The sequence below is a fragment of the Desulfoluna sp. HI9BLuna genome (genome assembly GCF_056829775.1).
On record NZ_CP186555.1, the window covers coordinates 4,952,879 to 4,964,947 of the forward strand.

General features: G+C 57.5%; 8 protein-coding genes. 2 read left to right on the forward strand and 6 right to left on the reverse strand.

Annotated elements, in window-relative coordinates; translation table 11 throughout:
• Nucleotides 1–14: 14 nt before the first annotated feature.
• A complete protein-coding gene (locus ACOYW0_RS20175) occupies nt 15–4,484 on the reverse strand; it encodes a DUF3859 domain-containing protein (RefSeq protein WP_482415574.1) in 4,470 nt (1,489 codons plus the stop codon).
• A 471-nt stretch (nt 4,485–4,955) separates the two neighbouring features.
• On the opposite strand from ACOYW0_RS20175, the gene ACOYW0_RS20180 reads away from it, so the two are divergent.
• On the forward strand, nt 4,956–5,318 hold the full coding sequence (locus tag ACOYW0_RS20180) for a CGGC domain-containing protein (RefSeq protein ID WP_180143070.1): 363 nt from the start codon (nt 4,956–4,958) through the stop codon (nt 5,316–5,318).
• A gap of 94 nt (nt 5,319–5,412) precedes the next feature.
• Here ACOYW0_RS20180 and ACOYW0_RS20185 read toward each other — a convergent pair whose 3' ends face one another.
• The 3 genes from ACOYW0_RS20185 to creB all read right to left on the reverse strand — a co-directional run bounded on the left by ACOYW0_RS20185 (nt 5,413) and on the right by creB (nt 8,074).
• Nucleotides 5,413–5,628 (reverse strand): hypothetical protein, encoded by a 216-nt coding sequence (locus tag ACOYW0_RS20185; RefSeq protein WP_482415575.1) that lies wholly within the window; start codon nt 5,626–5,628, stop codon nt 5,413–5,415.
• A gap of 302 nt (nt 5,629–5,930) precedes the next feature.
• Nucleotides 5,931–7,373, reverse strand: a complete 1,443-nt coding sequence (gene creC / locus ACOYW0_RS20190; protein ID WP_482415576.1) for a two-component system sensor histidine kinase CreC — start codon at nt 7,371–7,373, stop codon at nt 5,931–5,933.
• A complete protein-coding gene (gene creB, locus ACOYW0_RS20195; RefSeq protein WP_482415577.1) occupies nt 7,370–8,074 on the reverse strand; it encodes a two-component system response regulator CreB in 705 nt (234 codons plus the stop codon). The genes creC and creB overlap by 4 nt, the downstream gene beginning before the upstream one ends.
• Before the next feature lie 173 nt (nt 8,075–8,247).
• On the opposite strand from creB, the gene creD reads away from it, so the two are divergent.
• Nucleotides 8,248–9,600, forward strand: a complete 1,353-nt coding sequence (gene creD, locus ACOYW0_RS20200; RefSeq protein ID WP_482415578.1) for a cell envelope integrity protein CreD — start codon at nt 8,248–8,250, stop codon at nt 9,598–9,600.
• A 278-nt stretch (nt 9,601–9,878) separates the two neighbouring features.
• On the opposite strand, the gene ACOYW0_RS20205 is transcribed toward creD, so the two are convergent.
• Together ACOYW0_RS20205 and ACOYW0_RS20210 are read right to left on the reverse strand one after the other, a co-directional pair.
• Nucleotides 9,879–10,664, reverse strand: a complete 786-nt coding sequence (locus ACOYW0_RS20205; RefSeq protein WP_482415579.1) for a bestrophin-like domain — start codon at nt 10,662–10,664, stop codon at nt 9,879–9,881.
• A gap of 51 nt (nt 10,665–10,715) precedes the next feature.
• Entirely contained in the window at nt 10,716–11,936 is a 1,221-nt protein-coding gene (locus ACOYW0_RS20210) for a serine hydrolase domain-containing protein (protein ID WP_482415580.1), read from the reverse strand.
• Nucleotides 11,937–12,069: the final 133 nt, after the last annotated feature.

Here is a 12,069-nt window from a genome sequence, read left to right on the forward strand (position 1 = left end):
AGGCATCACTTTATTTAGTCATCAAAGGCAAAGACCAGGGTGGCCAACTCCCCTGAGACATTGTACCCGCCGTGGCAGGTGACGCGTGAGGTGCCTGCCTTCAACACCAAGGCGTTGTGGGCCTTGTCCGGGTCGGGCTGCATGAGGGGGCCAGGGGCTTCTCCGAAGGAGACCTGTTTTGCCATGCACAGGTCGTGGGTTTTCCGGTCCATGATGCAGAGGGTGCCCGAGGTGATGCAGACCTCGGGGCAGTCGCCTGTCTCTTCATGGGAAAAAGGCGCGGGGTGCCAGCTGGTAACGGCGTCGTTGCTGTACCGGATTTCGCCAAAGGCCATCTTTCGGGTCTCTTTTTGAAAGATGAGACGGACCGAGGGGGTGCCGTTGGGCAGGGGGTGAACCAGGCTGATCGCCTTGTGCGGATGGCTTGCATCGCACACCACGAGCTCTCCAGAAACAAGGTGGAGGGCTCCCGGGGCCTGGATTTCCTCGATCCCAGGGGCGGCGGCCCCTTCGCGGATGATGCGCTCCAGTCCGTCAGGTGCGGCGGCAGGGGCCACCACCCGGAAAGTTTGCGTGAGCAGGGTCTGGGTGTTGTCCGTGTCCCGGATCTCGATGGTCCACATGCCCGGTACGCATTCGGCTGCCGTCTCAAAGGTCCAGCCAGCAAAGATGCGTCCCTGGCCCACACCGTTTTGAGCCCATTCGGTGCTGGTGACGGCCCCCTGTTCACCCGAAAGGGCGGGGTGGAGAATCCGCACGCGATGGGAGAGCACCTCGGGGGCGTCCGCGTCGTTGCAGGTGAACCGGATACCGAAGCTGGTACCGACCTGGGCCGGGATCAGGAGGGTCTCCTCCAGGATCCGTGGGTTGTGGGCCATGACCGAGGCACCCGGTGCAGGTGTTTCGTCGCAGGCGTCAGACTCCAGGACGTAGGGACCGAAGTCCACAAGGGTGAGCCTGGGAAAGGCTTGTGCCTCGGGGGCGGCTTTTTTCGCTCGGGCCACCAGGTCACGGATTTTCCTTGAGCCGTCGTCTTTAAAGGCCAGGAGAAGGGGCAGGGCCGATGGCTCTTCGTCGATCAGCTCAAGGGCCTCAAGGCGTTTTTGGGGCTTGAGGCCTGCAAGGCAGGGAACGAGATCCGCTTCCTTTGCCAGCTCCAGAAGGGTCTTTGCCTCCCCGCAGTCCAGGATAAAGGAAAAGAGGCAATGCACAGGGGGATTCACCTGCTTGATGTAGGCGATATACGCGTCAAAGGAGCCCTGGAACTCTTCCCAGCCCGCTTCAAGGCCTTCGGGGCTGGCCGCTGCCAGGAAGGTGAGGGCGCGGAGGCGCGTGGGCTCGTCCATGGTCCAGATGAAGTCTTTTATCCTGCAGTCGTAGTAACTCTCCATCTCGAAGGAGAGCTTCTCAATGCCGTGGGCGGCAATGGGGGCCACCTCGGCAAAGGGTTTTTCTCCACGGACATAGGCCAGGGCATCGTCGGCCATGGCGGTTTTGAAGGAATCCCGGGTCATCTCCCGGTGCAGGCTCTCAATCAGCTCAGGGGGGCAGGATGCCGAGATCACCGCCACACGGGTGCTGTACAGGAAGGAGCCGTACCCGTTGGCCATTTCCCTGAAGAGGATGGGCACGATCCAGGGGCGGAGAAGGGGGACGTATCCGGTGTCGGTCTCCTGGAGGAGAAGCCATCGGTAACCGTTGCCCCCAGGGTTGGCGGCCTCTTCCAGCGCGGCCTGCTCCAGGGCTTCGGCCTCGGAGGGGACGGGGCTCACCTTCCCAAGGATGGGGGCGCTGGCAGTGGGGTCTGCCACTGACAGGATGGCGCCATGGCTTCGGGCGCGGCTGACAAAGACGCTTTCCGGGCAGGTCAGGCTTGAGTTGAGCACGGTGGCGAGGGTGTCGAAAAAGAGTTCCCGGCCCAGGTCGAACCCGAAGTCGGGAAAGGCTTCCTGGGTGTCTTTGAAAAATTGGAGCTGTGTGGACTTGGGCAACAGCCCGAGCCCGTCCCTGAGGTCCCGCTTGTTGTTGGCGTGGATTTTTCCGAAGAAGGAGCGGTCTTCCTCGGTCTCCCCTTCGGTGAACATCTCCATGAGGCTGTGGTAAAGGGAGGCCTTGTCCTCGTTGTTCTGGCACCGCTCCACCTTCCATGCCCAGATACCGGGTTTTGGAAATTTGAGCCTCTCCAGGTTGTCCTCAAAGGTGATTTCGTCCGTGACGGTGTCCATGAACTCATCGCGGTAGGAGGCCCGGTGGATGAAACTCAGGTTTCGCAGGCTCTTTACCGGGGCCAGATCAGCCATGAGCATCAGGGCGCGAGAAGCGGCTTTGCTGACGGACAGGGGCATGAGGGCCAGGAAATAGGCCGTGATTTGGATTTTCTGGATGTGGTCGGAGACGCCTGTGAAGAGTTCATAATGGGCCTGCCTGGCATGGCTACGGCTGTCACGGACCCCAAGGCGGGTTTTCATGATCTCAAGGGCCTCCTCGTGGGTGAGGCGCTCCCCCTTGGGGGGCTGGAGCTGGGCCAGCTCCTCGGGGGTGAGTCCCTCTTTGCCCACCTTCATGGCTTTCATGATGAGGTCCCTTGGAGGGGCCGCAGGCTTCACCCCGCGGACGTAGGTTTTGACTCGGTTCCAGTCTGCCAGGGCTTTATCCAGCTTTTCTGCCTCCTCCGGTGTGGGGCGCATGTGATCGGGCCGGTTCGGGTCACGGAGCCTTTGGGCTTTTTCTGCGCAGATAAAGCTGGAGTGGTCCTCCACCTCGTCAAAGAAAAAGGGGAGGAAATGGGTCTCCACGTAGGTGACGAGGGTATCGGTGAGGGTGTCGTGGGCGTTTTCGGTGAAGTCGGTGTGAAGCGCGCACGCAGCAAGGGTCATGAGGCCTGGATCTTTGTGGGAAAAGAGATCGGCCAGGAGGGACGTGGCGTCCCCCCGGTGCTCGCGCAGCAGCCTGGTACAGGCGGTGAGGTTTTTGCCGAAGACGTTGTCGTTGTCTCCGGTGAAGGCGTCGAGGTTCTGTTTGAAGGCCTGGCGCCAGTCTGAGCCGTATCGGGTCTGGAAGTCCGCTTCGGATAGCATCTCCCATTCATCGGTGATGAAATCCACCGTGTCCATGGCAAAGGGCTGTTTACCGAAAAATCGGTGGAACACATCCAGAAATCGGAGGATGCACTGTTCTCCCCGGGTGATCTCTGCGGAGGTGAGGTCCTCGTCGCAGTGGTCGTAGACAAGGTCCCGGATGGTGTGGTGGAACTCTTCAAGGAGGCTGTCGAACCCTCCCACATACCAGGTAAAGGTTTTCAGGATCTTGTGATTGCCTTTCCCGGCCAGGTCCATGGGAGCACAGGGCGCAAGGGTGTCAAGGACCTCAGGTTTATGCCCGTGCTCAACATAAGCCCAGATGGCCTCCCCGTTGTCAAAGGCCCCTTCAATGAAAGACTGCCACTGTTCCGTGGCCTCTCCACGGTAGTAGTAACAGTCGTCGTCATCCTCTTCTTCGGCGGGTCGTGGAGAGACCAGGGGACGACCCAGGAATGCCTCGATCTCGTCGTGGAGTTCTGCTGCCTCGTTGTCGGCCTGGTCCCGCACCCCTTTTCGGCTGAGGATTTCAAGGTGGTCGTCTTCATCGACATACTCTTCGCCGCTGGTGAGCATGGTGATGTAAAACGCGTCAATGGGGCGCTCCACATGGTCCCGTTCATCTTCGCTGTACTGGAGGAAAGGCTGGCTGGCAAACCGTTCCTTCATGGCCTCTTTGAAGTAGGCGTGGTCGTCGGGGTGCTTGCGAAGGTGCCGCAGAAGGTCGCGCTCTTCTTCCGATGCGTCGATCATCATCCCTTCGGTGTCCATGCCGTGGGAGGCAAACATCATGGTTCGTACCTCGGCATTGTCGCAGTAACAGAAGGCCTTGATGAGGTCCCGGGTGATGCCGCACCGGCGTACGAGCATGGGGAGGTAGCCCAGAATGTAGTCGGCGTGCTCCGTGTCCCAGTAAGGGATGAAGTAGGCCCCCAGGAGATAGGTGTACTCGGGGAACCTGCGCGCAATGATGTACAGGATGTCCACACCGAACACGGCGACATCGTCAATCCACATGGCCGAGGTGTCGTTCTGCTTGCGGGCGTACTCCACGATGGCCATGGCCGCGTCCAGGATTTCTGCCTTCAGCTCCGGGTGGTCACAGGCTTTGAGAAAGAGGTGGGTCTCGGAATAGAGAAACTCATCGAGGCGGGTGCTCTCCACGGGTGCGGCCGAGCCCCTTTTGAACCGGTAGATCTCCTCGGCAAGGGAGGTGTTATCGATGTCCGAAAGGGTTATGGCCGTCCCGGACTCGGTTTCGACATATATGTTGCAGTAGGAGAACATGTCCTCGGTAAAGGCCTCTTCAGAGCGTATGAGGCGACCGTATGTCCGGAGGCCTGCCTTGATGGACCGGATGTCCTGAGGGTCGAAGGTGATTTTGTTTGTTGTATGAAACTGCTCCATGGAAACACTCCGCAAATGGGCTCAATTCAGATGGCATGACGGTGAGTCATGATGGTTTTTCAATCTCGGGGTAAACGTTTTTTGGTATTCTTCTTGGCAGGTGCTTTTGACCGTGGGGAAAGGGCATGTGAAATGCGTCCGTCAGGTATGGCTCCGGCAAAAAAAACGACGAACTATAGCAGAAATGAACCGGGGGAGCAAAAGAGAAAGGCAGGGTGTGGTTCATGTTGTTTCGACTCCTGATTAAAATAATCCCTTCCTTGCAAATCTATAGAGATATAGCTTAAGTATTATAGGGGTAAGGAATGTGGGCTGGGAAATAAAGGTCCAGGGCTCGATGGCAAGGGCATTTTCAACCCGGCATGTGTGGCGGGGTGGGAATCCGCAGCATCAGAATGGCAGCTCACATCCACTGATTCCAGCCATTGTGTTGTGCCCGGGTCCTGATCATATCAACCTTCGGAGGAGCACATGGAAAAGATTCTGATTGTCGGTTGCAAGAAGGCCATGGATGATGTGTGTATCGGCTGTTCGCGGTGCATGGTGGGGTTCAATCGCCGTGAAGGCGAGTTTCAGCGGTATGAAGAAGACGCCGAGCTGATGGGGCTTTTGAACTGCGGGGACTGCCCCGGGGCCACCATCGTGACGCGGCTGGCCCAGGTGAACCTGTGGAACAAGCCCATGGGTGAGACCCCCACCAAGGTTCATATCGCCCCCTGTATCACCGACCACTGTCCCCACAGCGAGACCCTGATCAAAAAGATCAAGGCCAAGGCCGGGGTGGAGGTGGTTGAAGGCACGCACCCCTACAAGCCCAGCGATATCTTTTCCTGATTCGGGGCCTGGTCCGGGCGTCGCCCGCAACACCGGTTTGCGGGCGATGTGTTTCGCCTCTTTTCAGGGTGTGCCTCGCTTGTGCGGGGAGGCATCAGTAGTTGTCTTCGTCCATGGCATAGGACTCAAAATCCTGTTCGATAAGGAACTTAGTGATCATGTCGCTCACCGCATCCGCGGTGTCCACTCGGTAAATTCCCCTCTCATCTTTCCCGGTTTTGCGTTTGACGTTTGCCACAATGGCCTGCAGGGTGGCTGTGGTGATGCTGATGTTGGCGTTGATGCGCAGTAAATCTTCTCTGTCCGACATTCTGATAATCCTTTTTCCTGGATGAATAGTATTTTTGGCGCCCACAAAAGCGTGTGGGGCGGAACGTGCGCCGTGGCAAAGGAGTATACAGCATCCATGGAAAAAGTCATCCCCACAGGTCTTGGCCCGGCAGGGTCAACGCATGGAACACTTCAGTTGCCTCCGGCGGGTCGCTTTTTGAAAAAAGCTCCGCAAAAACGTTCCGGTAAATAAAATAAAGAAGAGGGCCTATGCCTTGTGCAAAACCTGTTTGTCTAACTTTTCAAAAGGTTGGCGCCCGGCAGGGCCGCCAGAGGCATCTGTTATTGTTTTTCCTGACACAGGGGCAGGGTCAAGATGGCTCGGGCGCCACCGTTGGTTCGGTTTTCAAGGGTGATGTGGCCACGGTGGAGTTCTGCGATCTCTTTGACAAAGTTGAGTCCCAGGCCCGTGCTTTTTTTGTGGTCTCCGGGGCGCTGCAGGGAGAAGAATTTTTCAAAGAGCCGGTCCTGGGCATAGTCGGGAATGCCGGGGCCCCGGTCTTCCACCGAGAATGAGGCCAGGGAGCCCTTTCTGTTTGCAGCGATTCGGATGGTCTCGCCGTGGGCACTGAAATCAAGTGCATTCTGGATGAGGTTGGAGAGGGCCTGCTTCAGGAGAAACGCGTCCCCTGTCACCGTGAGGTCCGTGTCGATGTCCTGGGCAAGGTGGATACTTTTTTGGGCGACAAGGGGCATGAGCCGTTCGGTGACGCTGTTGATGAGGGCTTTTACAGCCAATGGTTCAGGCTCTTTCAGGCCCTTCATGTTCTCGATGGCCGCCAGTTGGAGCATTCTGTCCACAAGTTGCCTGATTCGCCGGGATTCGTTTTGGATGTTGTTAATGAAGCGCTGGCGTTGCGGTCCGGGCATCTCCTCCTCCAGAAGCTCTGCGGCTCCCTGGATGGCTGAGATGGGGCTTTTGATTTCATGGGTGAGGGTCTGGACGTAGGTCTCCACGTATTTGCGCCCTTCAAGGGCGTCTTTCATGCTTTCAAAGGCCCGCCCCATTTCACCGATTTCACTTCGGTCCAGGGTGGGCAGGGCCGTTTTCTTTCCTTTTCGGACGTCGTGGGCATACCGGGTGAGCCTTTTTATGGGCCGCGTGATGAAGAGGATAAGGAAAAAGCCTGCGAAAAGGGCTGCGGTGAGGGCGATGACGCTTCGTTTGATGATTTGCGCTTTGGCAATGCGCAGGAAGCTGTTGATGTTGGTGGTGGGTTTGCCCACGGTGAGGACCCCGGTGATCTGGTCTCCCATGAGGATGGGGGCGGCAACGTACAGCACGGTGGGTGCGTTCGGGTCTTCGCCTTCCCGGGTCGAGCGTGCTCCGTATTTTCCTTCAAGGGTCAGGGAAACGTCCCGCCACTGGGAGTAGTCGGTGCCTGCCGGGGCTTTGTCCAGGGAGTCAAAGAGAAGGCGTCCCCGGCTGTCCGTGATGTAAACCCTCATGTCCACGCTGGTTTTGTTCAGGTGATAGATTTTGGAGGCAAACTCCCGGGCGTAGGCCTTTGTGAAGGTTGCCCGGAGCGTGTCCGGGGCAAAGGCGCCGGTTTCCATGTCTTGGGAGACCATGGCAGCCATGATCCGTGCTCCGTCCACCAGAGACTCTTCCACGCCTTCCAGGTAGCGGACCCGGATGCTCGTCAGGACGTCGTGGGTAAGGTAGTAAAACCCAAGGGAGAGGATCAGGGAAAAGGCGATGAGGATCCGGGCCGCAAGTTTCATAGTGTCTCTTTCAGGGAGTAGCCGATGCCCCGGTGGGTTTGGATGGGGTCGAGGTCCGGCCGGATTTTTTTCAGTTTGGCGCGGATGTTTTTGATGTGCACGTCCACGGTCCTGTCCATGCTCATGCCCGGTTCGTCCCAGACCCTCTCCATGAGCCTGTCCCTGGAAAAGATCTGGCCCGGGCGGGCAATAAAGAGGGACAGCATCCTGTATTCATATCTGGAGAGGTCGAGGGGCTGTGAAAAATAGCTGATTTTATGCCGTGCGTCGTCCACCCGGAAGGCAGCGTTACCCGGTTCTGTTTTGCATTTTACGTCTGCGTCCGGTGTGGTGGCTGCCCCTGTCCTGCGAAGGACGGCCTTGACCCGTGCGGCCAGCTCCCTCGGGCTGAAGGGTTTGACCATGTAGTCGTCCGCCCCGATTTCGAGCCCCACGATCCTGTCCACTTCCTCGGACCGTGCCGTCAGGAAGATAATGGGCACCGTGCGGGTTTTGCGGATGGTTTTGCACAGCTCCATGCCGTTTACATCGGGCAGGCCGATATCCAGGACGATGAGGTCCACAGGCGATTCATCAAGAATCGTTATCACCCCCATGCCCCCGGTTTCCCACAGGGTTTCGAACCCTTCTGTGTCCAGGGCGTATCGTATGTTTTCCGCAATGGCAGGTTCGTCTTCCACGATCAGGACAAGAGAATTCATACTCTTTTCATATCCACTTCATACTGGGTTCATGTCTCCGGGCGAAAAAGAGGCGTGTGTGGGCCCCGGGGCGACCGGGGATCTGCAAGGGGCCGGCGCATGCCTTCAGGTCTTGGTTTATAGCCTTGGCCGGGGATCATATCAATAAAAAAGCACTGCCAGGAGAATGGACCATGAATCAATTATTTCTGAAGAAAACCGGGATTATCGCCGCGTTGATCGTGATGCTGCTTGTGCCGCTCACCGCCATAAAATCGCTTGTGAATGAGCGGAAAATACGGAGCAGGGAGGCCATTCGAGAGGTGTCGCAAACCTGGGGCGGGGCCCAGACGGTCACAGGTCCCGTTCTGACCATCCCCTTTGTGGACGAGGAGAATGCAACCCGGTACGTTCACTTACTCCCCGATGTCCTTGAAGCGGAAGGGGACCTTGTTCCCGAAACGAGGCGTCGGGGAATTTATGAGGTGGTTGTCTATACATCGGAGATTACGCTCAAAGGATCCTTTGCGCTTCCTGCTTTTTTTGAATGCGAACCGGCCGTGGCAAGGATTCTCTGGGACAAGGCGTTTTTGAGTGCGGGCATTTCGCAGCTCCAGGGTGTCCAGAGCAAGGCCCGGTTTCTCTGGCAGGATAAGCCGTGTCGAATTCGCCATGGCAAGACCCCGGGAGCCCCCTTGCAGGGCCTTCATGCCTCGGTGCTACTTGAAAACAGTACCCTGGGACGGGCCCTGCATGCCCAGGGCTCCCCGGATGACAGCGTTCACCCCTTCTCCTTTGAAATTTACCTGCCCCTCCAGGGGGCCGGGAGGTTGAATGTGACCCCCGTGGGCAACACCAATACCGTGGATCTTCGTTCCACCTGGGAGCATCCCGGCTTTCAGGGCCGATATTTTCCCACATCCAGGGAGATCGGCCCGGAAGGATTCACCGCCCACTGGGATGTGACCAGTTACGACGGGACCCTTGCCCGTGCCTGGACGTCGGGCAAGGAGCATACATTCATCTCCTCATCGGCTCTGGACCCCCTTTCCTTCGGGGTGCAACTGGTCCAGCCCGTGGATTTCTATACAAAGTCCGAGCGCTCGGTGAAGTACGCCCTGGTGATCATCACCATCACCTTTTTGACGTTTTTTATTTTCGAGGTGGTGAAAAATCGCCGGATTCATCCCATGCAGTACGTTTTGGTGGGGATTTCCCTCTCCCTGTTTTACCTGCTCCTGCTCTCCCTTTCCGAGCACCTGGGCTTTTCCTGGGCCTACCTTGTTGCCGGGGCCGCGAGCATCTCATCCATCAGCGTTTACTCTGCCGGTTTTCTTTCGGGCAGAAAAGACTCTGCCGGGCTCTTCGCACTGCTTTTTGCCCTGTTCGGGGTCTTTTACGTCATCCTGCAGCTGGAGCGTTTTGCCCTGGTCCTGGGGTCGGCGGGGCTCTTTCTGGTTCTTGTTGCAGTGATGCTCATCACGAGGAAGGTCGACTGGTATGATGCCTTTGGGGGTGCGGACTCACAAGGGGAGGAGGACGCGTGATTCGGTCCTGTCTGGCGGGCACGTTGCCTGAACCGTTCCAGCTTCGCCTGACATAAAATCGCATGATGTGGGCGGGCTGTACCACATAATTGAACAGACAGAGTGGGCTATCGTCGTTTGCCGGTTCGTGGATTTGATCGAAGTGCCTCCTGCAGCCTTGCCTGAGGCACTGGATCGTTTCAGATAAACGAAGGGGATGATTCGTTGAGGGAGCCCGGAGGTCCCGCGGGGCGGTGGCAGGCTATTTACGTAATGGGGGGCATGGTACAGAGCATGGGCTATTCCGTATTTTTTCCCATGGTTTGTTGCAGGTTGATCATCGACTGCTGGCCGACGGTGATGAGGCCGGACTGGGGCCGGTTGAGGTCCACAACGAGTGTGATCAGCACGGCAAAGGCAAGGGGCAGGGGAACCACCGTGATAATGCGCCGCTTGCCGGTCAGTCCGATCTGGGTCCCCAGGGTCAGCATGGTCAGGGCCGTGATGGCGGCAAGGGCAACCCAGACACTTCGTGGAATACGATTGTGAAGGGCAACCGTTATCCGTTTTTCGTGCATGTCGATGACCTCGTTGGTGGCCTGAACCATCAGTGAGGTATTTGTGGTGGGGGCTTCCAGGGCTGCCTCTGCTACCTGTTCCCACAAGAGGTCATGGATTACCACGGATTTTTTCACCGCAATGTCGATGTCTTTGCCGCTTAAGGCTGCCTTTAAACGAATCTCGACATAGTTTTTCAGGAGCCGTTTTACTTCCATGCCATGTCGCGTATCAATGAGGTCGGTTCGCAGGTAGGCTGTGCCGATGGCGTTGGCTTCTTCCAGAACGTTTTGTTTTCGGTGGTCGTGCTGGGACAGGGCCATGGAAAACGTGAAGGCCAGAACAAAAGCAAGCATCCCGAGCAAGCCTCCCACCAGGGTCCCCAGGGAGGTCTGGGTGTCCTCCTCCTGGCGGCTTTGCAGGCGCATACCTATCTGGCAGCCGAGTTCGTAACACAGGATCATGAGTATCGCGGTGCCGACATAGAACCAATGGATTGGAAGGGTTTCAAATTGACCAGGGTTCATTTGGATCTCCCATGCTGTTTGTTGGCTGACGCCTGGGTGAGGAATCCTTTTCTATCGAGGAAGATTTTTGTAGAGCACCCGTTCAAAATCTGTCACCAGGGCCATGACGTTTTCATCGTAGTGGGGGAGCAGCTGGCATAGCAGAACGACTCCTATCTGGTGTGACGGATCGATCCAGAAGTGTGTGTTCTGGATTCCGGACCAGCTCAAAGAGCCTGGAGAACGCCCGTCGTTGCTTTTGCCTTTCAGTACCTGAAATCCCAGGCCGAATCCGTCCCGTCCCGCCCTTGCTGGAAACGGACGCGTCATGCCCGGAAGGGCTGCGGGTTGCTCCTCAATGGTGAAACCGTTCAGCTGGTTGCGAGACATCTCAGCAACGGAGGCGGGCGTTACGATTCGGGTCTTACCCAGTTTCCCCTGCCCGAGGATCATCTGGATGAATCGCCCGTAGTCCCGGGCGGTGGAGAGAAGGCCGCTGTCCCCTTGCTTGATGGGTTTGTAGTCTTTGGGTCGGGCTTGCCCTTCCAGTCCCTCGGCGGTTCGCAGGTAGGTTGCCACCAGTCTGTCGTGTTTTCTTGAGAGCAGCTTAAAGGCGGTGTCGTCCATGTCCAGGGGGCCGGTGATGCGGGTATCGATGAACGCGGAAAGGGATTGCCCGGAAACCCTTTCGATGATCCAGCCCAGGTAGATGGGCCCCATGCCGTAAGTCCATCGGGCTCCCGGGTCGTGGAGCGCAGGGTACTCGTGTGCAGGGGCCGATGTGAGTTGAGAGATGTGGAGCAGCTCGGGGCTGCAGAAGATGTACCCGATTCCTGACGTATGGCATAAAAGGTCCCGGATGGTTATGTCGCGTGAGGCGGGACGGGTCATGATTGTTTTATTTTTATCATCGATTCCCGTGAGAACTTCTAATTCCGATATTTCCGGCAGGTAGTCAGATGCCGGGTCGTCAAGGGACAGGCGCCCCTCCTCGGCGAGAATCATGATCCCCAGGGATGTGACGGGTTTTGTCATGGAAAAGATGCGGAAAATGGCATCGTCCCGCATCTTTTTTTTACCATGGGCATCCATGACTCCTGCGGTGCCGGTGTAAAGGATGTGCTCCGCATCGACCACCATGGCAACCACACCGGGAACGCCGTTGCTTTTCACCGCTTCCTGAAGCACCTCATCTAAGGCAGCCTGGGTATCTGCGTCCAGGCGGCTTAGAGGGGGAGGCTCGGTGCAGCCCGCAAGCAGGAAGATGGTGAGGACGAAGCAAAGTCGTTGCATAATCCCTCTTCTGTTCGGCATTGGCGGGTCGTTGCGGATCAGGCAAGTGAAAGGTGTTGCCAGCGTTTCGTTGGGGTGGTGGCTCCACGGGCATGGGTGAGGCTGGTAACCCGTGGCTGCCGGAAAACCGGGG